This is a genomic window from Bacteroidota bacterium, assembly GCA_005882315.1.
Classification (GTDB): Bacteria; Bacteroidota; Bacteroidia; order Chitinophagales; family Chitinophagaceae; genus VBAR01.
Map to the genome: position 1 here is coordinate 2,166,922 of VBAR01000001.1, position 24,972 is coordinate 2,191,893.

The window sequence follows — 24,972 nt, forward strand, 5'->3', positions numbered from 1 at the left end:
TTATGGAAAATATCAATTCGTTGACACTTGCTCAATTAGTAAAAACTAATCATAAAGCAGGGATTGTTTTTGAAAAATATCATTTAGATTTCTGTTGCAAAGGGAAACGTACTTTGGAGCAGGCATGTACAGAACAACAGTTGCCAATTACTGAAGTTGTATCCGAATTAGAAACTGTTTTTTCAAAGGGAGGTTCACCCGCTGGTCCTGATTTTGAAAAGAGCGAATTGTCTGTCCTTTGTGATTATATCGTCAACACCCATCATAGCTATGTAAAAAATGAAATGCCGCAGATCTATGCATGGCTTGAAAAAATTGCATCTAAGCATGGTGAAAGACACCCTGAGCTTTACAAGATAGCTGAAATGTTTGCATCAGTGAAAGAAGAAATGGAGTTGCATATGAAAAAAGAAGAAACGATTCTTTTTCCTAGAATAAAAGAGTTGCAAAAGCTGGCTGAATCAGATAGACCTAATCTTCAGATCAGTATTACTTATCTGCAATCGCCTATCACTATTATGGAACAGGAACATGATCACGCAGGCACTATGCTGAATGAAATACGGATACTCAGCAATAACTACACTCCCCCGATGGATGCATGCACTACTTACCAGTTAAGCTTTGCAGCATTAAAGGCATTTGAAATGGATCTGCACCAACATGTGCATTTGGAAAATAATATCCTATTTCCAAAATCAATTGGGCTATTTCAAAAATTACAGGAAACAGTATTTAATTAGTTTAAAGCTACCTTGCACACAATTATTGCGATTCTAATTATTAAACATAGCTCAATTATGAAAAGAAAATTTATTGTCATAGCACTTTTATTATTAATAGGAGCCCAGGAAACCAAGGCGTGTGAAATATGCGGCTGCGGAGTTGGGAATTATTATATCGGTATTTTGCCACAGTTTAAAAACCGGTTTATCGGTTTACGTTATCATTACAATCATTTTAATACAAGATTACAAAACGATCCTTCCCAGTATAGTAAAGATTATTATCAGACAGTAGAAATCTGGAGTGGATGGAACATTGGCAAACGGTTTCAGTTGTTGACATCGGTTCCTTTTAATTTCAACCATCAAGAATCAGATGAAGGAATAAGCAACCTGAAAGGATTGGGTGATGTTGTTGTATTGATGAATTATAAACTGTTTGATGTAAATTCTAAGACAAGTAATGGGAAAAATATTTACCAGCAATTATGGCTTGGTGGTGGAGTTAAATTGCCTACCGGCAAATTTGAAATTGACCCCAATAGTTCCGATATCGCTTCTATGGCAAATATGCAGTTAGGCTCAGGCAGCACAGATATTTTGCTGAATGGAATGTATAATGTTAGGGTAAGCAAATTTGGAATTACTACCCAGGCAAATTATAAGATCAGTACTACCAATGATGATAACTTCAGGTTTGGTAATAAGTTTTCTGCCAACAGCTTTGTTTCTTATTCAATGACTGCCGGTAAAACAACGATCAGCCCCAATATGGGTTTATTATTTGAAAACACTGATGCGAGTAAATCAGCTGCAGAGAAAATTGATTTGACAGGTGGGTCGCTTTTCCAGGGTGCTGTTGGGGTTGAGTTCGGCATCAATAAAATCACATTTGGAATAAATGCACAATTACCATTAGCACAAAATTTTGCAGAAAATCAGACTGAGCAAAAAATTAAAGGCATGGCGCATGTAAGCTTTTCTTTTTGAGTTTCAAAAATCAGCTCCCGATCTTAACTGGCTTCACTTGATTAATCTCAGTATTTTCTTTGATGAAAGTCATTTTGTACGAAAATCATCGCTGATACATTTGATAATGCAAATGATTTAAAATAGTTCCCGCATCCTAGCGGGATATCGTTGGTTTTCGTTTCAATAGCAAAAGCCCGCTGATTCCTCAGGGGGCTTTACTTTTTGATAGAAGTCATATATCAGGTTGAGAATTCTCAACCCGATTCCACCTGCTGCCGGCAATCTTTGTCATTCCTTCTAAACCAACGACACTTTGGAAGAAACCATAATACAAAAAGAGACAAGGCGAAATAAACCAGAAGTGGTGAAATGCTATCATTGCGGTGAAAGCTGTGATAAAAGCATTGCTACTGATGAAAAATATTTTTGTTGCGATGGCTGCAAATTTGTTTACCAGCTATTGCAGGAAAATGGACTGTGTAATTATTATGAATTATCCTCAAGGCCCGGTATTAAAGTAAAAGGAAAGTTTTCTTCGGATCGGTTTGCTTATTTGGATAATGAAGAAGTGAAAAGCAAACTGTTGCGGTTTGATGATGGCAAACAAAGCCAGGTAAGTTTTCACCTGCCACAAATGCACTGTGCCTCCTGTATCTGGTTATTGGAAAACCTGCATACGATCGATGCGGGCATTCTGTATTCCAAAACAAATTTTCAACGAAAGGATATTTCAGTAGCATTCAATTCTTCGAAAACTTCACTTAGAAAAATAGTAGAGTTGCTGGCCTTTGTAGGTTACGAACCTTATATCAGCTTGAATGATGGTGAAAAAAAGAAAAACCGAAAAATAAATCGTGGAAAAATTTTTAAAATAGGGGTAGCTGGTTTTTGTTTCAGTAATATCATGATGTTGAGTTTCCCTGAATATTTTTCCTCAGGTAATATTGGTCACGATTCATTGAAAAATACTTTTACTTATCTAAACCTGGCTTTGTCACTGCCGGTATTATTCTATTGTGCATCCGAGTTTTTTGTTTCGGCATGGAAGGGCCTGCGCCAAAAATGGCTGAATATAGATGCGCCAATCGCTGTGGCAATACTTGTTGCCTTTGGCAGAAGTGTGTATGAAATATTGAGTGGTACAGGAGCCGGTTATCTTGATTCAATGAGCGGCATCGTATTGTTTATGCTGGTTGGCCGCTGGTTCCAGGATAAAACCTATGATTCATTTTCTTTCGACAGGGACTATAAATCCTACTTTCCATTAGGGGTTACAATATTAAAAGAAGACGGAGAGCAGACCTCAACTATCAGTGCTTTAAAGAGGGGCGACAAAATTCTTGTTAGGCAAAATGAAATGATACCGGCAGATGCTGTCATCATGAAAGGAGAAGGGAATATTGATTATAGTTTTGTTTCGGGGGAAAATACACCGGTTCAAAAAAACCAAGGAGAATTGGTATATGCGGGTGGTAAGCAAACAGGGAGCATGATCGAAATGGAAGTAGTAAAACCTGTTGAGCAAAGTTATATCACCCAGTTATGGAACAACAACGATGCCTTTGCTGAGCAAAAGAACAAAGACAAATCATTTGTACATCCATGGAGCCGCTATTTTACATTGGTATTGTTTTCTATTGCCGGTTGTGCGGCGATCTACTGGGCTTTTACGGATACAACTAAAATATGGCCGGCAGTAACTGCTTCTTTAATAGTTGCCTGCCCCTGCTCATTGCTACTGTCTGCTACATTCACTTTCGGAAACATGCTCAGGCAGTTCGGTAAAAATAAATTATATCTGAAGAATTCTTCAGTGATTGAAGCCCTTGCAAAGATCAACACCATTGTTTTTGATAAAACAGGAACGCTTACACATTCTGCACAGGCAATTGTTGTTTATGAAGGAAAAGAATTAAACAGCAATGAAATTGCGATGGCCTATTCACTCACAAAGGAGTCTGTTCATCCTTTGAGCCGTGTTATTAAAAAAGATTTGTTGAAAAGATATAACACGGAGCCTCTTTCTATAACGGACTTTAAAGAATTTCCCGGAAAAGGAATTGCAGGAGTGATTGACAGCAATCTTGTGAAGATGGGTTCCTGGCAGTTTGTAAATGATGATGATCCAGCCAATGAATTTTCCGGTAGCGGATATGTTTTTCTTTCCATCAATCACGAGTACAAAGGCGTTTTTAAAATTACCAATCAATACCGCGATGGTATAAATGATATGGTTCATGACTTATCCGCTAGAAAAAATGAACTACACCTGTTATCCGGCGATAATGATGCTGAAAAGAATAATCTTCAAAAAATATTTGGAAAAAATGCTGTAATAAGGTTCAAACAGTCACCACAGGATAAACAGGAATATATCAGCCGGTTGCGGAAGAATGATTGTGATGCAGAAATTATGATGTTGGGTGATGGATTGAATGATGCCGGTGCATTAAAACAGGCGGATGTAGGTATTGCTGTAAGTGAGAACACCAGCCAGTTTTCACCAGCCAGTGATGCGATCATGGATAGCAGTGTGGTGCATAAACTTTCTGCATTTATAAACTATGCTAAGGCTGGTAAACGAATCGTGTTGTTGAGTTTTATTCTTTCCATTTTATACAATGTAGTAGGATTAAGTTTTGCGGTGCAGGCATTGCTGTCACCATTGGTGGCTGCGATACTTATGCCAGCCAGCTCTATTACTATTGTAGCGTTTGTCACACTGGCATCTGCCTGGGTAGCAAAAAAGAAAGGATTGTGAGGCTGAATGATAATCGTCATGTCTTTGTCTGATGCATATCAGCTATCCCATTTTTACTGAAAAATACTTTTGTGTCTCTTTTATATGAGTGTATTAATCATCCTGATCGTTGTGAGTATCCTGGTAGCCGGTGGTTTCCTGGCTGCATTTATATGGTCAGTTAAAAAAGGCCAGTATGATGACGATTATACGCCATCAGTTCGTATGCTGTTTGATGATAAACCTTTGCCCGATACAACTACATCTTTAAAATCAAAACAAAAATAAATTCATGCAACAACTGGAACGTTTTCAGTATGACAACAAGATCGTAAGAAATTTTGCCTACGCCACTATTATATGGGGTGTAGTGGGTATGCTGGTCGGGTTATGGGTAGCGCTGCTCATGGTTTTTCCTAATTTGAATATTGGTGGTATACCAGTAGGTAAAGAAACGATCGGTCTTACGTTTGGCCGTTTACGTCCCTTACATACCAACGCTGTCATCTTTGCATTTGTCGGCAATGGAATTTTTATGGGAGTTTATCATTCGCTTCAGCGTTTATTAAAAGCCCGTATGGCCAGTGACCTGCTTAGCAAAATACATTTCTGGGGGTGGCAGGCAATCATCGTTGCTGCTGCACTTACATTGCCACTTGGTCTTACTACCAGTAAAGAATATGCTGAGCTCGAATGGCCGATTGATATTGCCATTACAATTATCTGGGTTGTATTCGGATGGAATATGTTTGCAACCATTCTTAAAAGAAGAGAACGCCATCTTTATGTAGCTATCTGGTTTTACATCGCCACATTTGTTACAGTTGCAGTTTTACATCTTGTAAATTCATTTGAATACCCGGTTAGCTTTTTCAAAAGTTATTCCTGGTATGCCGGCGTACAGGATGCATTGGTGCAATGGTGGTATGGTCATAATGCAGTTGCCTTCTTTTTAACCACGCCTTATCTCGGTCTCATGTATTATTATTTGCCAAAGGCCGCCAACCGCCCGGTATTTTCCTATAAACTTTCTATCATTCACTTCTGGGCATTGATATTTATTTATATCTGGGCAGGTCCTCACCACTTATTATATACATCATTACCTAACTGGGCGCAGTCACTGGGTATTGTTTTTTCTTTCACATTAATTTTTCCAAGCTGGGGTGGTATGATCAATGGATTACTTACACTCCGCGGTGCATGGGATAAAGTAAGAGAAGATGTGATATTGAAATTTATGGTAGTTGCCGTTACAGCTTATGGTATGGCAACATTCGAAGGTCCGATGCTCGCATTAAAATCAATAAATGCGATCAGCCACTTTACTGACTGGACCATTGCCCACGTACACGTTGGCGGTTTGGGTTGGAATGGCATGCTGACATTCGGTATTCTTTATTGGCTGATACCAAGAATTTTTAAAACTGAATTGTATTCAAAGAAAATGGCAAACACCCATTTCTGGATCGCAACACTTGGAATTATTTTTTATGCTGTGCCAATGTATTGGGCAGGTTTTCAGCAGGCATCTATGTGGAAACAGTTTACCGAAGCCGGCCAGTTGAAATACCAGTTTATTGATACTGTTATTTACATGAAACCATTTTATGCAGTCCGTGCATTTGGTGGTGCACTATTCGTTTCGGGTGCTATTATGATGATGTACAACCTGCTTATGACAATGAAAAAAGGAAAGCTGGTGGCAAATGAAGATGCTGAAGCTCCTGCATTGGCAAAAGAATATGCAGCACACGGTGGTGAACACTGGCATAGGAAGATCGAAAGAAAACCAGTCCGCTTAATGATACTTGCACTGATTGTGATCTTAATTGGTGGTGCAGTTGAAATGATCCCAACATTCCTTGTAAAATCAAACGTGCCGACTATTTCAAGTGTAAAACCTTATACTCCGCTTGAATTGCAGGGTCGTGATATTTATGTACGTGAAGGTTGCTACACTTGTCACTCGCAAATGATCCGTCCGTTTCGCTCAGAAACAGAACGCTATGGTGAATATTCCAAAGCCGGTGAGTTTGTATATGATCATCCGTTCCAATGGGGCTCAAAAAGAACAGGACCCGATTTGGCAAGAGAAGGAACTGGCAATTTGAAAAAAACAGATGCATGGCATTTTAATCATATGGACAACCCGCAGGATATTTCACCGGGTTCCATTATGCCCCAGTATTCATTTATGATTGACCAATTGCTGGATACTGCCAGCACTCCTGCAAAGATCAAAGCTATGCGTACGATCGGTGTTCCTTATGCCGAAGGGTATGAGAACAGTGCAAATAAAGATTTGATGGAACAGGCAAACAAGATAGCTGATAACCTGAAGAAGGATAAGATAAAAGTATTAGCGAATACAGAGATCGTGGCAATCATTGCTTACCTGCAAAGAATGGGAACAGATGCAGAGAAAAATAAAATCGCTGAAAAATAAAAATTAAAAATTATGCTTAAGTATATAAAAGAACATGCATCAAGTATTGAAGGGATCAGTATCTATCCCATTTTTTCCCTCCTGGTATTTTTTATATTCTTCGTGGTACTGCTTTACTATGTAAAAAAGATGGATAAGAAAAAAATAGAAGAGATAAGCAACCTGCCACTTGATTCCGATACAAGGGACAATGATCTATTTACTACAAATAACCTAAAACAAGCTTAAACATGAGAACAGAAAAACTCATCAGATTGTTCACCCTTGCATCAGCCTTATTCTTATTCAGTGCGCCTGCTTATTCACAAAATGCTTTGGGAGTAGGTAGTGGAATGCAGGGCTTTTTATACGGTGTATTTGCTTTTGTATTGATTGCGTTAATTGCAGCTATTTACCTGTTGACGCTGAATAATAAATACCAGAAGGAAGCTAATATCGCTAAAGGAAACCCAAATGCACCTACAGGCTTCAGCAAATGGTGGGGTGAACTTGATAAAAGATATTTTACTAAGGCTGCATCATTAGAAAAAGAAGCAGACGTTTTGCTTGACCACGATTATGATGGTATCAAAGAATTGGATAATGCATTACCACCCTGGTGGAAATGGGGATTCTATATTACACTGGTACTGGGAGTTTGGTACCTGCTGCGCTTTCATGTATGGGAAACAGGCCCGACACCGCTACAGGAGTATGAAAAAGAGATGATGGTTGCTGCTGCACAAATGGAGGATTTCAGAAAGAATAATAAAGAATCTGTAGACGAAAAAACAGTAACGATGGCGGATGTAAAAGGAATTGCTGAGGGGAAAATAATGTTTACAAAAAATTGTACTCCATGCCATGGGGGAAGTGGTGAAGGAAATATGGTCGGTCCAAACCTGACAGATAAATTCTGGTTGCATGGTGGCTCACTCAATAATGTTTTCAGAACGATCACATTGGGTGTGCCTGAAAAAGGCATGCAGGCATGGGGAAAGAATTTCGCCTCTGCAGATATTAAAAATCTTGCGAGCTATGTATTGTCATTGCAGGGTAGCAACCCTGCAAATGGCAAAGCACCGCAGGGTACAGAATATATTCCCGGTATAAAGCCAACTGATAGTACAGGAATCAAGAAAGATTCAGCTGTAGCAGCGAAGCCGGTATCGGCTAAGTAACGAGGATAAAGCTATTGAAATATGAGTGAGATGAAAGACTTGAACGAGTTGGATGATTATTCACACCTGGTAGAAGGAAAGAGAGAGTTTATAGATCAGACCTTCAGGGATTCTGTTGCTACCATTGGCAAGCAGGGCCAGCGAAATTATATTTTTCCGAAGAAACCGGTTGGGAAATATTATAACTGGAGAACGATTACTTCAGTTATTTACCTCGTAGTTTTTTTCACCTTACCATTTATAAAAGTAGAAGGAGAGCCGCTTTTTCTTTTTAATGTGGTGGAAAGAAAATTTATTTTCTTCGGACAGGTTTTCTGGCCACAGGATTTTTTCATCTTCGCTATCGGCTTTCTCACTTTCATGGTGTTTGTTATTTTATTTACGGTTGTTTTTGGCCGTGCGTTTTGCGGCTGGGCATGTCCTCAAACAATTTTCATGGAAATGGTATTCCGTAAAATTGAATACTGGCTGGATGGTGATGCGAATGCACAGCGCAAACTGAAAGAAATGCCATGGAATGGATATAGGATCCGCAAACGGGCAGTGAAGATGGGAGTGTTTTACATGGTCTCTTTTATCATTGCTAATTTCTTTTTAGCTTATATCATCGGTATGGATAGTGTGCTGGCAATGACAAAGGAAGGAGTAGCTGCGAATAGCGGTACATTTATTTCATTGCTTGGTTTTACTACCGCTTTCTTTTTTGTTTATTACTGGTTCAGGGAGCAGGTATGTATTGTTGTTTGCCCTTATGGAAGGTTGCAGGGAGTATTGCTCGATAAAAAATCAATTGTTGTTGCTTATGATTATGTAAGAGGCGAACCGAGGGGTCATTTAAAAAAGGATTATACTGTTAATAGTGATAATGGTGATTGCATCGATTGTCATGCCTGTGTTCGTGTATGCCCTACCGGGATTGATATACGCAATGGTACACAGCTTGAATGTGTGAACTGTACTGCATGTATTGATGCCTGTGATGCGATCATGGATAAGATCAATAAACCATTGGGCCTGATCCGGTATGAATCAGAAGAAAATATTGCACACAGTAAAAAATCAAAATTCAACTGGCGGTTTGCAGGTTACTCTGTCGTACTTGCTGTGTTGCTTAGTGTGCTGGTTATATTATTAACTACCCGTGATGATGTGGATGCAAGGATACTTCGCACTGCCGGGCAATTGTACCAGGAAATGCCGGATGGAAGGATCAGTAATCTTTTCAATATTAAGCTAGCAAATAAAACAAGGCATGATGTGCCAGTAACACTAAAGCTGGAGAATATAAAAGGCGAGATAGAAGTAGTAGCGAGAGAATTAATAGTACCGAAGGAATCTTATTTCCAGACACCCTTCTTCGTAAAAATTGATAGCTCATTGATCACAAAAAGAAAAACACCGATTGTATTGGGTGTTTACCAGGGCAATAAAAAACTGGAGACATTGAAAACAACATTTCTCGGACCAGGATCTTAAAAATAACGATTATGAAAATTTCATGGGGATATAAAATAGCTGGTGTTTACCTGCTCTTTGTAGCAGGCATTGTATTCCTGGTTTTTAAAGCAAACAATGAACGGTTTGATATGGTAACTAAAGATTACTATGGCGAAGAACTGAAATACCAGCAGGTGATCGATCAGTCAGCCAATGCGAATGCATTATCTGCACCGGTTTCAGTCGAAAGAAATGAAGGAGCCGTTACAGTCCGCTTTCCTATTGAAATGAAGGACAAAAAAATTGATGTGGACTTTTATCTCTATTACCCGGCTGATGATAAGAAAGATTTCAGGAAAAGTTTTACGATCAATGCTCCTGAATTTAATCAATCGCTGCCAGAAGGAGCAAAAGGGCTGTATGAGCTCAAACTTTCCTGGACAGCCGACGGAAAAAAATATTATAATGAACGAAAAATATTTTTGTGATAAGCATCGAGATCATAGGTACAGCATTTATCATGGGGCTTGCAGGCAGCCTGCATTGTGTGGGTATGTGCGGCCCGCTGGCTTTGGCTTTACCTGTTTCTCATTCAGATAATCTTTCCCGTTTTGCGGGCGGTACACTATACAATCTTGGAAGAATTGTTTCTTACGCTTCGATGGGTTTGGTATTTGGCTCAATTGGTAAACTGATCATTAGCTCTCACTGGCAAAGCAGACTGTCGTTAATACTAGGAGTAGTCATTTTATTATACCTGTTCATTCCAAAAAAATATCTTCATTTTTCAAAGCCAACTATATTCAATAGCCCCTTTATCGCATTGCGTAAGCAGTTGGGTAAGTTGTTTCAATCAAAAAATTTAAGCTCATTATTTTTTATCGGAATTTTAAATGGGCTGCTTCCTTGTGGACTTGTTTATTTAGCACTTACATCATCTGTTATTACCGGAAGTTCATTGAATGGAGCATTATTCATGAGTTTCTTTGGCCTCGGTACATTTCCTGCAATGATGGCAACAATACTTCTCGGCAATTATCTTAATCAACAGGTAAGATTAAAAATTAATAAGGCGCTACCTGTGTTTTTATTTTTAATGGCCGCTTTGCTTGTATTGCGTGGATTGGAATTGGGAATTCCTTTCGTGAGCCCTGCCTATGTAGCAGGGGGTGGAATGAGTTGTCATTGATACCTGCTTATAAAATCCTTCATCTTACATAAGGTGTTAGTTTCGATTATGTATCTCTTTTGTATCTTGTAATGTCTAGAGTTGATGTCAAACCTATTGAAACTTAGTGGAAGTTGGAATGCCTTGGGATGACACGGCAAATTGTAAATCTTTTTTAAGTGACCTGATTATAAAAGTAAAATCAGTAACCGGAAATAAAGGCCTGGGAGTTTTATACTGGGAACCTCAATGCTATGGTGGCTGGAAAGGATATACATTAGGGGCATTTGATAATTCGGGAAAGCCGACAGTTGCGATGGAAGCATTCCAGTAACGGAGCAATAAACCCAACAGCGAAAAAGAGAGTAGACGGGCTGATCAATACTTAATTAGCTTCCTCTGTTTTTACAGGGGAAAAATTTTTTAGCAATTGTTTGTTTGGTAAAAATAAAACAACATTATATAAGCACATGCAGAAAATAAAACAACTATTCCTCAACGTTATTTGCTTTTTATTAGTCGGGTTAATATCATCAGCGCAATCTCCCCGTCAAAGAATTAACATGGATAATGACTGGAAATTCGCACTCGGTCATGCTGCAAATCCTGAAAAAGATTTTAATTATAGCATACGGACTATTTTTTCAAAAGCTGGCGGAGCTCCGGGTACTGCAATAGAGCCAAGATATAAAGACAGTGCATGGCGTATAGTCTCACTTCCGCATGATTGGGCAGTCGAATTGCCATTTGTAAACGTAGATAATTCTGATGTTGAGAGTCATGGCTACAAACCTGTTGGTGGCTTGTTTCCGGCAACAAGTATCGGTTGGTATCGCAAACATTTTACTGTTGCACAATCAGATTCTGGTCAGCGTTTTCAAATTCAGTTTGATGGAATTTTCCGGGATGCTAATATATGGATCAACGGATTTTATTTGGGCAATAATAAAAGTGGGTATGTAGGAGAAAGTTATGATGTAACAGATTTTATTAATTATAACCGTGACAATGTTATTTGCGTAAGGGTAGATGCGACTCAATACGAAGGATGGTTTTACGAAGGTGCAGGAATTTACAGGCATGTATGGTTGAATAAATATTCCAATACTCATATTGCAACTGACGGAGTTTTTGCTTATTCTTCTATTGCAAATAATAAAGCAACGCTAACTGTAGAAACAACTGTTGCTAATGAAGGAAGTTCTGGCGCCAACTATTCCATCAGCACTTATTTAACTGATAAGGGAGGTAAAATAGTTGGCAATGCAAAAGAGCAACCAGTAATTATAAATACACTTGAAGAAAAAACCGCTAAGCAAACCATAACAGTTGTAAATCTCGAGTTATGGAGTCTTGAAAATCCTTACCTGTACCGGGTTGTTGTTGAACTTAAAGAAAACGGAAAAGTTATTGATTCAAAAAAAATGCGTTTTGGTTTTCGTACTGTAGAAATAAAACCAAATGGTATTTTCTTAAACGGTAAGTATATAAAAATATTTGGTACTAATAATCATCACGACCATGCTGGTGTTGGGTCTGCACAGCCCGATTATCTTCACTATTACAGGATTGGTTTATTAAAAGATTTAGGAACCAACGCATACCGGACAAGTCATAATGCACCAACACCTGAATTACTGGATGCATGTGATAGTTTAGGTATGCTGGTAATGGATGAACAACGGTTACTCAATAGTGGCCCGGAATATATGAGCCAGTTTGAACGCCTGGTAAAAAGAGACAGGAGTCATCCATCTGTTTTTATATGGAGTATTGGTAATGAAGAAGGCTGGATCCATACACAAACCAGTGGTAAAAGAATTGCTCAGACATTTATTGCCAAACTAAAACAACTTGATCCAACAAGAACTTGCACCTACGCCGCTGATGTAGCAAATGTATTTCGTGGTGTGAATGAAGTAATACCGGTTCGCAGTTTTAACTATCGCCAATTTGCAGTGGAAGATTATCATAAGGAACATCCGGATCAGCCGATACTAGGTACCGAAATGGGAAGTACCGTTACTACCCGTGGTATTTGGCAAAAAGATTCTATCCGTGGCTATTTACCCGACCAGGATTTAACAGCGCCATGGTGGGCAAGTACAGCAGAAACATGGTGGAAGCTTGCAGCACCCAATGATTATTGGTTGGGTGGTTTTGTTTGGACAGGCTTTGATTATCGCGGTGAGCCTACTCCTTACAAATGGCCCAATATCAATTCCCATTTTGGTATTATGGATATGTGCGGTTTTCCAAAGAATATTTATTACTACTATCAAAGCTGGTGGACGGATAAAGATGTACTGCATATTTCACCACATTGGAATCATCGCAATGAATGGGGACAGCCTGCAAAAGAAATTGATGTATGGGTAAACAGTAATGCAGATAACGTGGAGTTGTTTTTAAATGGAAAAAGTCTTGGCAAAAAAGATATGCCACGTAACAGTCATTTACGATGGAATGTAAAATTTGAACCGGGTAAATTGGAAGCTGTTGCATACAAAAAAGGAAAAAAGCTTACTTCGAAAATTGAAACGACAGGAGCCCCTGCTGAAGTGCAATTAACACCTCACAAAACAGTGATGCTGGCTGATGGAAAAGATGCATCAGTGATGAATATAAGTATCATTGACCGTGAAGGAAGAGAAGTACCCGATGCAAATAATATGGTTCGGTTTACTATCAGCGGTCCGGGCAAAATTATTGGAGTAGGTAACGGTGATCCCAGCAGTCATGAACCGGATAAATGTGTGGATGGTGCATGGCAGCGAAGTGCCTTTAATGGTAAATGCCAGGTAATTGTTCAGGGCACAGGTGAACCGGGTATCATAAAGTTTGAAGCATCTTCATCCGGCTTGTTCAGCGGTTCAACTGATATTATTACTGTATCATATGAAAATGCAAACACGATTACTACTGATGAAAAATATCAGCTCAAAGGTGAAGCAGCTAAACCAAGGCCTGTTGACAAAATGATGGGTGCTGATATTTCTTTTCTTCCTCAGCTTGAGGATAGAGGAATTAAATTTTCTGATAAGGGAGTTGAAAAAGATGCCATACAAATTTTAAAAGAGCATGGATTTAATTATATACGTCTACGCATATTTAATGATCCGGCAAGTGATAGCGGTTATTCTCCTAAAAAAGGTTTTTGTGATTTAGAGCATACCAAACAAATGGCAAAAAGGGTTAAAGCAGCCGGGTTGAAGCTCTTGTTGGATTTTCATTACAGCGATACATGGGCCGATCCCGGAAAGCAATATAAACCTGCAGCATGGAAAAATTTATCCTTCACGGATTTGAAAAAAGCATTGTATGATTATACTAAAAAAGTAATGGAGGAATTAAAAGCACAGGGCACAACACCCGATATGGTGCAGATAGGAAACGAAATTAATCATGGTCTTGTATGGCCCGATGGAAATGCGAGGAATATTGATGCCACTGCACAGCTCATTAGTGCAGGAACAGCTGCCGTAAAAGCAGTAGATCCCAATGTCGCTATGATGCTGCATATAGCATTGGGTGGACAAAATCATGAATCGGTTTTCTTTATCGATAATATGATTGCCAGGGGCGTACATTTTGATGTGATTGGTGAATCCTATTATCCGAAATGGCATGGTACACTCAGTGACCTGGAAAGTAATCTCAAGGATTTGGTTCGCCGTTATAATAAAGATGTGATTGTCGTTGAATATTCGGCATTGAAAGAAGAAGTGAACAAAATTGCTTTTGAATTACCTGATGGTAAGGGTAAGGGCACTTGCATTTGGGAGCCGCTAAACACATGGGAAAAAATCTTTGACAATGATGGTAAATCGAATAACCTTTTATTACTGTATGATGAACTGTCGAAGAGGTTTATGATGAATAAATAAAGTATTCTTGGCGGTAAAAACTATCTCCTTATTTTTGATCAATGCCGCAAAGCCGTTACAATCAAACCCCGATACTAGTTGCTGTGGATTGTGTCATTTTCGGTTTTGACGGAACTGAATTAAAACTTTTACTCATCCATCGCGGCTTTGAACCTGAGAAAGATAAGTGGAGCCTGATGGGCGGATTTGTAAATGAAGATGAAAGTCTCGATAATGCGGCTGTACGGGTTTTAAAACAACTTACCGGGTTGGAGAGTGTTTACATGGAGCAGTTGCATGCTTTCGGTGATTTGAAAAGAGATCCGTTCGATCGTACTGTATCGGTTACTTATTTTGCACTTATCGATATTCATAAATATGAAAAGCAGATCAGTAATGATTACAAGCCAGAATGGTTCTCATTAAATAAATTACCAAAACTGATCTTTGATCACCGGAAAATGGCCGATGAAGCATTAGGACGATTGCAATACAAGGCTGCTTTACATCCAATATTATTTGAATTACTGCCGGATAAATTTACCTTTCCTCAATTACTGAGTTTGTATAAAGCCATTTACCAAAAAGAATTTGACAAACGGAATTTTATGCGCAAGCTGGTCTCAGCAGGGTTAGTGATAAAGCAAAAAGAGAAGGAGAGGCTATCATCTAAAAAAGGAGCATTTTATTATAAACTGGATAAAAGAAAATATTATTCTAACCTTCAGACATTTATGAGTTTTCTTCCGACGAAAGATATATTCAGGAAAAACTAAGGTGGGAATACTGTGCTGCCCTGTCGGCTGTGAATTCAAAAATATTTTTTTCTCCAGTCAATTTTAAAGTGTTATTTTGACACTTATTATGAAAGATTGCTATGTCATCGGAACCGATTACGGAACAGATTCCGTTCGCTCAGTATTGGTAAATGCTGCCAATGGTACTGAAATTGCCTCTTCCATTTTTTATTATCCCCGTTGGAAACAAGGTATGTATTGCAACGCTTCCGCAAATCTTTTTCGTCAGCACCCGTTGGATTATATCGAAGGGCTGGAAGCAACAATAAAAGATTGTCTTCAAAAAGCAGGTAGCGATATTGTAAGGGATGTAAAAGCGATTTCAATCGATACTACAGGTTCTACACCAGTTGCTGTTGACAAAACAGGAACGCCACTGGCATTATTACCACAGTTTGCAGAAAATCCAAATGCTATGTTTGTGCTGTGGAAGGATCACACATCCACCAAAGAAGCAGCCGAGATAAATGAACATGGAACAAAATTTCCTGCGGATTACCTGCAATATGTTGGCGGTATTTATTCTTCTGAATGGTTTTGGGCAAAGTTGCTGCATATATTAAGAGAAGATGAAGCCATAAGAAACAGCATTGCATCTTTTGCGGAGCATTGCGACTGGATACCTTTTTTATTAACCGGAGGTAACGATGCTAAACAAATGAAAAGAGGTGTGTGCAGTGCAGGTCATAAAGCTTTATGGGCGGAAGCATTCAATGGATTTCCTCCCAATGATTTTTTTGCATCACTCGATCCATTACTCGATGGATTTACTTCAAAACTTTTTACAGAAACATATACCGCTGATAAAGCTGCAGGTAATTTATGCAGTGAATGGGCGGCAAAGCTGGGCTTATCAACTGATGTTGTAATTGGTATTGGTGCATTCGATGCACATATGGGTGCAGTTGGTGGACAGATAGAACCCTATTACTTAAGTAAAGTGATGGGCACATCTACTTGTGATATGCTGGTGGCGCCTGCTGATGATATACATGGAAAAACGATCAAAGGAATTTGCGGACAGGTAGATGGTTCTGTTATTCCAGGTATGATTGGTCTTGAAGCAGGTCAGTCAGCATTTGGTGATGTGTATGCATGGTTTAAAAATTTATTGAGCTGGCCGCTAAATCAAATAACAGACGAGGAGTTAAAAAAACAACTCAGCGATAATATTATCGATAGCCTTTCTGAAGAAGCTGCCAAACTCCCATTGAATGACAGCGATGAAATTGCTGTAGATTGGTTTAATGGCAGAAGAACACCCGATGCCAACCAGTTACTAAAAGGAGCAATTGCTAACCTGAATCTTGGCAGCGATGCGCCACGAATCTTTAAAGCATTAGTGGAAGGAACTTGTTTTGGCGCCAAAGCAATCGTTGACAGATTTATTGATGAAGGCATTCCGGTCAAAGGTTTAATTGGTTTGGGTGGTGTTGCAAAAAAATCACCTTATATTATGCAAACAATGGCTGATATAATGAATATGCCTATCAGGGTTCATAAAAGCGATCAAACCTGTGCAGCTGGTGCGGCTATGTTTGCTGCTACTGCTGCAGGTATATATAATAATGTAGAAGATGCAATGGCTGCGATGGGACAGGGGTTTGAAAAAGAGTACAAACCAATAAAGAAAAATGTTTCGGCCTACAAAAGAAAATTTAAGAAATATAAAAAGCTGGGTGCATTTATTGAAAAGCAATCGTAACACCTGACTGTAAAGTTTTAATTGAATAAACATATGGGTAAATATCAACATATAAAAGAAGAAGCATATAAAGCAAATATGCAGTTGCCTGAGTTGGGGCTTGTGTTGTTTACGTTTGGTAATGTAAGTGCTGCTGACAGAGATCTGGGTGTGTTTGCCATAAAACCAAGCGGCGTGCCTTACGATGAATTAACGCCAAATAAAATGGTGATCGTGGATTTTGATGGCAATACTGTTAAAGGAGATCTTCGTCCTTCATCGGATACGCTGACACATGCTGTATTGTACAAGCATTGGGAAAAGATCGGAGGTATTGTTCATACACATTCTACATACGCTACTGCATGGGCACAGTCACAAAGAGACATCCCGATTTTCGGAACAACACATGCAGATTATAACACCGTTGATATTCCCTGCGCACCCCCAATGAGTGATGAAATGATAAAAGGGAATTATGAATACGAGACGGGTTTCCAGATAATGAATTGTTTTAAAGAAAAAAAACTGGACTATGCAGAAGTGGAAATGGTTTTGGTGGGCAATCATGCTCCATTTACCTGGGGTAAAAATGCCGGTAAGGCGGTGCATAACAGCGCTGTCCTGGAAGCAATAGCCAAAATGGCCTTGTTAACTGAACAAATAAACCCATCTGCGGAAAGATTGAAAGATGCATTGATAAAAAAACATTTTGAACGTAAACACGGCCCTGATTCTTATTACGGCCAATAATCTTTTTAAATATTTTATTCATGAAAAAAATTCTTAACGTTTTGCCTGCTATCATTTTGTTTGCTTCATCATGCAACAACAACAAAACAACCGAAGAAAAGACCGACAGCAAATTCAGTATTACTGAAAAAGCCTTTGGCAATTTTGAAACTAAACCGGTAACCGAGTATGCCATTACCAACCCTTCGGGAATGCAGGTGAGTATTATTAATTATGGTGGAACCGTTACAAAAATTCTTGCTCCTGATAAGCAGGGTAAATTGGGTGATGTTGTTCTCGGGTATGAGACACTTGATGGATACCTGCAAAAAGGCGACCCTTATTTCGGATCATTGATCGGACGATATGGTAACCGTATTGCCAATGCCAAGTTTGATCTAGATGGAAAGACATACACACTAGCTGCAAATGATCATGGCAATACATTACACGGCGGCAATAAAGGTTATGATAAAGTTTATTGGAATATTGAAAAACTAGCTGGCGACAGCAGTTTGAAATTAACTTACCAAAGTAAAGATGGTGAAGAAGGTTATCCCGGTAACTTAAATATTGAAGTGATCTATTCACTGAGCTCTGCAAACGAATTGAAAATCGATTATACTGCAACAACTGATAAGGCTACTCCGATAAATCTGACAAATCATTGCTATTTCAATCTTTCAGGCGGTAGTGATTCAACAATACTCGGACATGAGTTGTTGATAAAAGCTGATAGTTATACTCCTGTAAATGATAAATTAATTCCAACCGGTAAAATTGATCCAGTAAAATCAACGCCTATGGATTTTAATACAGCAAAAGCAATCGGAAAAGAAATTGATAGCGTAAGCGGTGGCTATGACCATAACTGGGTTCTGAATAAAAACGGAACTACATTAGAACAGGTTGCAACTTTATATCATGCTGGCAGCGGAAGATTCATGGAAGTATTTACCACTGAACCCGGCTTACAATTTTATTCAGGTAATTTTTTGGATGGCACATTGACGAATACTTTGCACGGACAGAAATATGTAAAGCATGCTGCGCTTTGTCTCGAAACACAACATTATCCTGATAGTCCAAATCAACCAGCATTTCCAACTACAATTTTAAAACCGGGAGAAACTTACAGGCAAACATCTGTCTATAAATTTTCAACCAAGTAAAATATTATAATGAAACATTTTAATAAGCTGGAAGTTTGGTTTGTAACCGGCAGCCAGGATTTGTATGGTGAAGAAACTCTGAAACAGGTAGCCGCACATTCTCAAAAGATTGCCGCCTCATTTAATACGTCTGATAAAATTTCTGTGCAGGTTAAATTCAAACCTGTAGTAAAGTCAACAGAAGAAATTTATAACATCTGTATGGAGGCGAATACAGAAAAAAAATGCATCGGGCTGATAACATGGATGCATACTTTTTCACCGGCGAAAATGTGGATCAATGGCTTGAAGATTTTACACAAACCTTTATTGCATTTGCATACCCAGTTTAACCGGGATATTCCATGGGGTGAAATTGATATGGATTTTATGAACCTGAATCAATCTGCACATGGCGATCGTGAGTTTGGTTTTATGATGAGCCGTATGCGGTTGAACAGGAAAGTTGTAGTAGGACATTGGGCTGATGAAAATGTCGTAAACAAAATTGATATATGGTGTCGTGCTGCCGCAGGATGGAATGATTGGCAACTGGCAAAGTTTGTACGCTTTGGTGATAATATGCGACAGGTCGCTGTTACAGACGGCGATAAAGTAGAAGCGGAATTGAGATTTGGATATAGCGTAAATACCCACGGAATAGGAGACCTGGTAGGACTTATAAATAAAGTAAGAGAAAGAGAAATTGATGATCTGGTTGAAGTATACAACAATGAATATAAACTGGTGCCTTCATTAAAGAAAAACGGCAATCAACATCAGTCACTCCGAGATGCCGCAAAAATAGAAATTGGTATGCGGAAATTCTTAGTGGCCGGCGGTTTCAAAGGCTTCACTGATACATTTGAAGATCTGCATGGAATGGCTCAGTTGCCCGGTATTCCTTCTCAACGATTAATGGCATCAGGTTATGGTTTTGGTGGTGAAGGTGATTGGAAAACATCTGCACTCGTAAGAGCAATGAAGGTAATGGCAACCGGTTTACAAGGCGGTAATTCATTCATGGAAGATTATACTTATCATTTTGAACCGGGTAATGAATTTGTTTTAGGATCGCATATGCTTGAAATTTGTCCAAGCATTGCTAATGGAAAACCATCTTGTGAAATTCATCCATTAGGTATTGGTGGAAAAGCAGATCCCGTGAGATTAGTGTTTAATGTAAAAGCAGGTGCTGCATTAAATGCATCTGTAGTTGATATGGGCAACCGATTCCGGTTATTGGTAAATGAGGTGCAGGCTGTAAAACCGCAATATGATTTGCCTAAACTTCCAGTAGCAAGAGTATTATGGAAACCGTTGCCGGATATGCAGACAGCTTGTGGAGCATGGATATTGGCAGGTGGTGCACATCATACCTGTTACTCTCAAAATCTTACATCGGAACATCTGGAAGATTTCGCTGAAATGGCGGGAATTGAATTTGTGTTAATTGGAAAAAATACCGCAATTTCAGAGTTCAAGAATAATTTAAGATGGAGCGATATGTATTTTCAACTGAATAAATCCTGATACAAATAATTTAACCAAAACGAAATGAACAAACTTGCCAGCAGTGACATTGCCGTATTTATTTTTTATTTTATCCTGATAGCCAGTTATGGTTATTGGGTATACAGAAGGAAAAAGAAAGCCTCTATTACAGCTTCACATGATTATTTTTTAGCAGAAGGTTCTCTTACCTGGTGGGCTATTGGTGCATCGCTGATCGCTTCTAATATTTCTGCAGAACAATTTATCGGAATGAGCGGAAATGGATTCTTTGTCGGTGTTGCTGTTGCAGCCTATGAATGGATAGCAGCCGTTGCATTGATCATTATTGCTGTCTGGTTTATCCCGATCTATTTAAAGAATAAGATATATACCATGCCGCAATTTTTGAAGACAAGGTATAATGAAACCGTATCATTGATCATGGCCATCTTCTGGTTATTCCTTTACATATTTGTAAACCTTACTTCTATCTTATTTCTTGGAGCGGTTGCGATCAGTGGGCTGGTTGGGCCGGAATATTTTCATGCTATCATGATCGGCCTTGCCATTTTTGCATTGATCATCACACTCGGAGGTATGAAAGTTATTGGTTATACAGATGTAATTCAGGTTGCTGTTTTGATCATAGGCGGTTTTGCAACTATTTATTTTGCATTGACGATCGTGAGTGAAAAATTTGGTTTGGGCCGGGATGCTATCGCCGGTTTCAATACATTATTAAAAGAAGCACCGGGTCATTTTCATATGATCTTATCTAAACCCGATGCAGATGCTTCGCAGGAGTATATCAATAAATATTTATTGCTGCCAGGGCTTGCAATGTATTTTGCGGGTCAGTGGATCGTAAACCTGAATTACTGGGGATGTAATCAATACATTACACAACGGGCATTGGGCGCCGATCTGCAAACTGCACGCAAAGGAATTTTATTTGCGGGGTTTCTGAAATTGTTTATGCCGGTTATTGTTATGCTGCCGGGCATTGCCGCATATGTATTAAATAAAAGCGGACATCTGGAAGTAAATGGAATGGATAGTGCTTATTCTTCCATTCTTGGATTTTTACCCGAAGGGTTAAAGGGTTTATCTATTGCAGCGTTAACAGCAGCTATTGTTGCTTCATTGGCAGGTAAACTCAATAGTATTTCGACCATTTATACATACGATATCCATAACAAGTACTTTAAAAAGAAAAAAGAAGAACCTGTTCAAAGTGATGTTTTAAATCTTCTGGAAACTGAAATGGCAGCAAATGCAGATGAAAAGAAACAAGTTTGGACGGGAAGAATAGTTGCCGTGATTGCAATTCTTATTTCATTACTTTTTACATGGGACGATCTGTTGGGCATTGGCGGCGAAGGCGGTTTCACTTTCATTCAAAAATATACGGGCTTTATCAGCCCTGGTGTATTTGCCATGTTCATACTCGGTATGTTCTGGAAACGTACAACTGGCCCTGCCGCAGTAGCTGGTCTTATTACCGGTTTAGCACTAGCGATCTTCTTTAATAACTATGCAGTTTCCATGTTTGGAAATGAAACATGGTTATATACAGCATTCCATACAGTGGAAAAAGGAAAAGAAGTTTACCAGATACCATTCCTTATCAATATGGGCTGGTCATTCTTCTTTACTGTATTGGTAATGGTGGGCTTTAGTCTAGCAGGTCCGAAAATAAATCCGAAAGCTTTTGTACTGGATAAAGAAATGTTTAAACTGAAACCATCAATTGTTGCAATGATCGTAGTTACATTACTTATCCTTACCGTGTTGTACGCTAAGTTTTGGTGATAATAATTATTTAATGATCGATGATAAAGGCAGTCTTCGGACTGCCTTTTATTTTTTGCTAAATAAATCTTTTAGTTCTGGAGAAGAAAAATCATTTACTATCATTTTAATACTCTTGTATTGCTGAAACTCTTCTGCCGTATGCATTGTAGTAAGCACAACACAATCCATCCCTGCATTCGCAGCAGCTTCTACACCTTTAGGAGCATCTTCAAATACTAAACAATCTTTGGGCGATACATGAAGCAATTCAGCACAACGGGTAAATGTTTCTGGGTTGGGCTTACTGAATGCAACATCATCAGCACTCACAATAGCATCGATATAATGCCGGATATTTAAACCGTCCAGTACAAAATTGATATTAAACATAATTGCAGCGGAGCCGATCGCCATTTTAATATTATTATTCTTTGCTTGTTTTAAAAAATCGTCAAGGCCATTTAGTAATTTTAAATGTGGCCGGAACTCATGTTGGTATTGCGTTTCTTTATCTATACTCATTTTGTTCTTTGCCTCTTCGCTAAACCTGCCAGGGAAAATGCGTTCGATCAGTTCATGATTTTTTCCATAGCATTCTTCTTTCACCCGTTCAACACTAAGATCAGCACCCAGGTCATTTAATATCCTGTGCCATGCTTTAATATGATACTCCATATCATCGATCATAGTACCGTTCAGGTCAAATAAGAATGCTTTATAATTCATGCTGCAATGATACTTTGTATAATCAAATTGTTGCTCGTTTCTTTCATTTTAGGCTCAAAAATGAATAGTAAAATCTTCCATCAATACAGTAAAACCTGACATTGGGCTGGCCTTTATTCCGTTCTAATTTAATATCCTGAAATTTATCGTAAAAAATGAATTTCACAGGTAGCCTACGATTGTATAAAATTCGATTGATGATCCAGCATTTGCCATAGAGAAAACTCCACTGCTTTCTTATTCAAACGCTTCTTTCGTCATCCCTTTTCAGCAATCCCGGGTAAATAACCAGCTTAATATAACGGGTTTATTCATTTTATCAGATCGGCCATGTTTATAAAAAAATATTTTGAGGAATTTATTACAGGCGAGAAGAGGGTGACAAAGGGAAGAACAATCACAGAAACGGATATTATAATTCACGCAGGGCAATCAGGCGATTTTTTCCCGCATCATATGGATGAGGAATGGTGTAAAACACAGCCCTTTAAAAAAAGGATAGCTCACGGTACGTTGATATTTACAGTAGCGATCGGCCTTACAGCCGATTTTGTAAACGAAGTATCGATGACATATGGATATGAAAGGTTGCGGTTTATCAAACCTGTCTTTATTGGTGATACTATAAAAGTGACGGTAACAGTGAAAGAGAGTAAAGAACATAAAAAGCCCGGCTTTGGACTGGTAACAGAACTGGTGGAGTGTTTTAACCAGGATAATGAATTGGTAATGGTGTGTGAGCATTTGTTATTGGTAAACAAAAAAGGGTAATTAACGATGGCAGCAGTTTTAAGAGGCATAGCATGGGGGCACAGCAGGGGAATTACTCCTCTGCTCGCTGCCGCCCAGCGCTACGAAGAGTTGCACCCGGATGTACAAATTCAATGGAAGAAACGGACGTTACAGGAATTCGCTGATTTTCCAATTGAGAAATTAACTGAAGAATACGACCTACTCATCATCGACCATCCCTGGGTTGGTTGTGCAGCGGCTACAAATTGCGTACTTCCGCTAAACAAATATTTACCCTCAGCATACTTGAAAAACCAATTAGATAATTCTGTTGGCGGCTCCTGCGAAAGTTATAACTATAACGGAAGACAATGGGCACTGGCGATCGATGCTGCAGCACCTTTCGCCAGCTACAGAAAAGATCTGCTGGAAGAAAATAGTACATCATTGCCCGAAACTTGGGATGATTTACTCGGTTTGGCTAAAGCTGGTAAAGTAGCAGTACCAGCAATCCCGATCGACCTGCTGATGAATTTTTATTCATTCTGTATTGCTGAAGGCCAGGAGCCTTTTTTGCAAAATAAATTAATAGATGAGGAGATAGGTATAAAAGCAATACAGACAATGAAACAACTGTATTCATTAGTCGATAAAAAGATGTTTGAATGCAATCCAATTGCTGTTGCTGAATTGATGAGCAGTACAAATGATTACTGGTATTGCCCGTTTGCATATGGCTATAGTAATTATTCAAGAACAGGTTTTGCAGATCACCTGCTTCATTACATGGATGTAATTACAATTAGTAATAAAAAACTAAAGACAACGATCGGTGGCACGGGAATTTCTGTTTCTGCATTCAGTAAGAATAAAGAAACAGCTATTGATTTTGCTGCATTTGTTTGTTCAGAAAACTTTCAGAAAACAGTATATGTACAGCATAGTGGACAGCCCGGGCATTTAGCAGCGTGGCAGAATGCCGAGGCTAATTCGCTTACACATGATTTTTTTAAAAACACATTGCCTGTAATGCAAAATGGCTATATAAGACCAAGATATAATGGCTACTTGCATTTCCAGGATCATGCAGGATTGCCACTGCAGCAATATTTATTGGATAAGATAAATGCAAAAGATGCATTGCAGGAAATGAATGCGATTTATAAACAGAGTATGAAACACACACAAACAGAACAACCAGCATGAGCAATTTACCACTGAGTGGATTAACAGTGCTGGAGTTCGGCCAGTATTTATCAGCCCCTTCGGCGGGGTTGCGCCTTGCAGATTTTGGCGCAAGGGTGATAAAGATTGAAAGACCGGTACACGGAGAAGCAGGAAGAAA

The 24,972-nt window shown here is 38.9% G+C and carries 21 protein-coding genes; 20 read left to right on the top strand and 1 reads right to left on the bottom strand.

From position 1 onward, the window contains the following. The first annotated feature begins 2 nt into the window (after positions 1-2). The 18 genes from ric to E6H07_09055 all read left to right on the top strand — a co-directional run bounded on the left by ric (position 3) and on the right by E6H07_09055 (position 22,187). Complete coding sequence (ric, locus tag E6H07_08970) at positions 3-743, top strand: iron-sulfur cluster repair di-iron protein (GenBank protein ID TMI66018.1); 741 nt, start codon at positions 3-5, stop codon at positions 741-743. 57 nt (positions 744-800) lie between these two features. After that, positions 801-1,715, top strand: coding sequence for a transporter (locus E6H07_08975; protein TMI66019.1), 915 nt, complete (start codon positions 801-803; stop codon positions 1,713-1,715). Between the two features lie 310 nt (positions 1,716-2,025). Beyond that, positions 2,026-4,458 (top strand): HAD family hydrolase, encoded by a 2,433-nt coding sequence (locus tag E6H07_08980; protein TMI66510.1) that lies wholly within the window; start codon positions 2,026-2,028, stop codon positions 4,456-4,458. A gap of 84 nt (positions 4,459-4,542) precedes the next feature. Further along, positions 4,543-4,725 carry a cbb3-type cytochrome oxidase assembly protein CcoS gene (ccoS, locus tag E6H07_08985; protein ID TMI66020.1) on the top strand — a complete coding sequence of 61 codons (183 nt, stop codon included), beginning with the start codon at positions 4,543-4,545 and terminating at the stop codon, positions 4,723-4,725. Between the two features lie 4 nt (positions 4,726-4,729). Continuing rightward, positions 4,730-6,886 carry a cytochrome-c oxidase, cbb3-type subunit I gene (gene ccoN / locus E6H07_08990; GenBank protein TMI66021.1) on the top strand — a complete coding sequence of 719 codons (2,157 nt, stop codon included), beginning with the start codon at positions 4,730-4,732 and terminating at the stop codon, positions 6,884-6,886. 12 nt (positions 6,887-6,898) lie between these two features. Next, entirely contained in the window at positions 6,899-7,114 is a 216-nt protein-coding gene (locus tag E6H07_08995) for a cbb3-type cytochrome c oxidase subunit 3 (GenBank protein TMI66022.1), read from the top strand. Positions 7,115-7,116: 2 nt separating this feature from the next. Further along, entirely contained in the window at positions 7,117-8,046 is a 930-nt protein-coding gene (locus tag E6H07_09000) for a c-type cytochrome (protein TMI66023.1), read from the top strand. Between the two features lie 30 nt (positions 8,047-8,076). Then, positions 8,077-9,522, top strand: a complete 1,446-nt coding sequence (gene ccoG / locus E6H07_09005; GenBank protein TMI66024.1) for a cytochrome c oxidase accessory protein CcoG — start codon at positions 8,077-8,079, stop codon at positions 9,520-9,522. 11 nt (positions 9,523-9,533) lie between these two features. Next, the gene (locus tag E6H07_09010) at positions 9,534-9,971 is read left to right on the top strand and encodes a hypothetical protein (protein TMI66025.1); all 438 of its coding nucleotides are present in this window, start codon (positions 9,534-9,536) and stop codon (positions 9,969-9,971) included. Continuing rightward, positions 9,968-10,672 carry a sulfite exporter TauE/SafE family protein gene (locus E6H07_09015; protein ID TMI66026.1) on the top strand — a complete coding sequence of 235 codons (705 nt, stop codon included), beginning with the start codon at positions 9,968-9,970 and terminating at the stop codon, positions 10,670-10,672. Before E6H07_09010 ends, E6H07_09015 begins: the two co-directional genes overlap by 4 nt. A gap of 118 nt (positions 10,673-10,790) precedes the next feature. Then, positions 10,791-10,985 (top strand): hypothetical protein, encoded by a 195-nt coding sequence (locus tag E6H07_09020; GenBank protein ID TMI66027.1) that lies wholly within the window; start codon positions 10,791-10,793, stop codon positions 10,983-10,985. Between the two features lie 136 nt (positions 10,986-11,121). Then, complete coding sequence (locus tag E6H07_09025) at positions 11,122-14,538, top strand: DUF4982 domain-containing protein (GenBank protein ID TMI66028.1); 3,417 nt, start codon at positions 11,122-11,124, stop codon at positions 14,536-14,538. Positions 14,539-14,579: 41 nt separating this feature from the next. Then, positions 14,580-15,293, top strand: a complete 714-nt coding sequence (locus E6H07_09030; protein ID TMI66029.1) for an NUDIX hydrolase — start codon at positions 14,580-14,582, stop codon at positions 15,291-15,293. An 88-nt stretch (positions 15,294-15,381) separates the two neighbouring features. Then, the gene (locus tag E6H07_09035; protein ID TMI66030.1) at positions 15,382-17,019 is read left to right on the top strand and encodes a ribulokinase; all 1,638 of its coding nucleotides are present in this window, start codon (positions 15,382-15,384) and stop codon (positions 17,017-17,019) included. Between the two features lie 33 nt (positions 17,020-17,052). Then, complete coding sequence (locus E6H07_09040) at positions 17,053-17,751, top strand: L-ribulose-5-phosphate 4-epimerase (protein TMI66031.1); 699 nt, start codon at positions 17,053-17,055, stop codon at positions 17,749-17,751. 20 nt (positions 17,752-17,771) lie between these two features. Continuing rightward, on the top strand, positions 17,772-18,902 hold the full coding sequence (locus tag E6H07_09045; GenBank protein TMI66032.1) for a galactose mutarotase: 1,131 nt from the start codon (positions 17,772-17,774) through the stop codon (positions 18,900-18,902). Between the two features lie 9 nt (positions 18,903-18,911). Then, positions 18,912-20,414: an L-arabinose isomerase gene (araA, locus tag E6H07_09050; protein ID TMI66033.1), complete on the top strand. Its 1,503-nt coding sequence runs from the start codon at positions 18,912-18,914 to the stop codon at positions 20,412-20,414. A 24-nt stretch (positions 20,415-20,438) separates the two neighbouring features. After that, positions 20,439-22,187 carry a sodium/solute symporter gene (locus E6H07_09055; protein TMI66034.1) on the top strand — a complete coding sequence of 583 codons (1,749 nt, stop codon included), beginning with the start codon at positions 20,439-20,441 and terminating at the stop codon, positions 22,185-22,187. Between the two features lie 48 nt (positions 22,188-22,235). On the opposite strand, the gene E6H07_09060 is transcribed toward E6H07_09055, so the two are convergent. Further along, positions 22,236-22,895 carry an HAD family phosphatase gene (locus E6H07_09060; protein TMI66035.1) on the bottom strand — a complete coding sequence of 220 codons (660 nt, stop codon included), beginning with the start codon at positions 22,893-22,895 and terminating at the stop codon, positions 22,236-22,238. A gap of 330 nt (positions 22,896-23,225) precedes the next feature. Between E6H07_09060 and E6H07_09065 the strand changes: the two genes are divergently transcribed. Further along, positions 23,226-23,666: a dehydratase gene (locus E6H07_09065; GenBank protein TMI66036.1), complete on the top strand. Its 441-nt coding sequence runs from the start codon at positions 23,226-23,228 to the stop codon at positions 23,664-23,666. Positions 23,667-23,672: 6 nt separating this feature from the next. After that, positions 23,673-24,833, top strand: coding sequence for an extracellular solute-binding protein (locus E6H07_09070; GenBank protein ID TMI66037.1), 1,161 nt, complete (start codon positions 23,673-23,675; stop codon positions 24,831-24,833). The last annotated feature ends 139 nt before the right edge of the window (positions 24,834-24,972 follow it).

What these genes read in the sequence shown, in the direction of transcription:
- ccoS (TMI66020.1), top strand. Translation starts at nt 4,543, where the DNA reads ATGAGTGTATTAATCATCCTGATCGTTGTGAGTATCCTGGTAGCCGGT.
- E6H07_09035 (TMI66030.1), top strand. Translation starts at nt 15,382, where the DNA reads ATGAAAGATTGCTATGTCATCGGAACCGATTACGGAACAGATTCCGTT.
- E6H07_09025 (TMI66028.1), top strand. Translation starts at nt 11,122, where the DNA reads ATGCAGAAAATAAAACAACTATTCCTCAACGTTATTTGCTTTTTATTA.
- E6H07_08975 (TMI66019.1), top strand. Translation starts at nt 801, where the DNA reads ATGAAAAGAAAATTTATTGTCATAGCACTTTTATTATTAATAGGAGCC.
- E6H07_08995 (TMI66022.1), top strand. Translation starts at nt 6,899, where the DNA reads ATGCTTAAGTATATAAAAGAACATGCATCAAGTATTGAAGGGATCAGT.
- E6H07_09010 (TMI66025.1), top strand. Translation starts at nt 9,534, where the DNA reads ATGAAAATTTCATGGGGATATAAAATAGCTGGTGTTTACCTGCTCTTT.
- E6H07_09045 (TMI66032.1), top strand. Translation starts at nt 17,772, where the DNA reads ATGAAAAAAATTCTTAACGTTTTGCCTGCTATCATTTTGTTTGCTTCA.
- E6H07_09030 (TMI66029.1), top strand. Translation starts at nt 14,580, where the DNA reads ATGCCGCAAAGCCGTTACAATCAAACCCCGATACTAGTTGCTGTGGAT.
- araA (TMI66033.1), top strand. Translation starts at nt 18,912, where the DNA reads ATGAAACATTTTAATAAGCTGGAAGTTTGGTTTGTAACCGGCAGCCAG.
- E6H07_09040 (TMI66031.1), top strand. Translation starts at nt 17,053, where the DNA reads ATGGGTAAATATCAACATATAAAAGAAGAAGCATATAAAGCAAATATG.
- E6H07_09020 (TMI66027.1), top strand. Translation starts at nt 10,791, where the DNA reads ATGCCTTGGGATGACACGGCAAATTGTAAATCTTTTTTAAGTGACCTG.
- ccoG (TMI66024.1), top strand. Translation starts at nt 8,077, where the DNA reads ATGAAAGACTTGAACGAGTTGGATGATTATTCACACCTGGTAGAAGGA.
- ric (TMI66018.1), top strand. Translation starts at nt 3, where the DNA reads ATGGAAAATATCAATTCGTTGACACTTGCTCAATTAGTAAAAACTAAT.
- E6H07_09055 (TMI66034.1), top strand. Translation starts at nt 20,439, where the DNA reads ATGAACAAACTTGCCAGCAGTGACATTGCCGTATTTATTTTTTATTTT.
- E6H07_09065 (TMI66036.1), top strand. Translation starts at nt 23,226, where the DNA reads ATGTTTATAAAAAAATATTTTGAGGAATTTATTACAGGCGAGAAGAGG.
- E6H07_09000 (TMI66023.1), top strand. Translation starts at nt 7,117, where the DNA reads ATGAGAACAGAAAAACTCATCAGATTGTTCACCCTTGCATCAGCCTTA.
- ccoN (TMI66021.1), top strand. Translation starts at nt 4,730, where the DNA reads ATGCAACAACTGGAACGTTTTCAGTATGACAACAAGATCGTAAGAAAT.
- E6H07_09070 (TMI66037.1), top strand. Translation starts at nt 23,673, where the DNA reads ATGGCAGCAGTTTTAAGAGGCATAGCATGGGGGCACAGCAGGGGAATT.
- E6H07_09060 (TMI66035.1), bottom strand. Translation starts at nt 22,895, where the DNA reads ATGAATTATAAAGCATTCTTATTTGACCTGAACGGTACTATGATCGAT.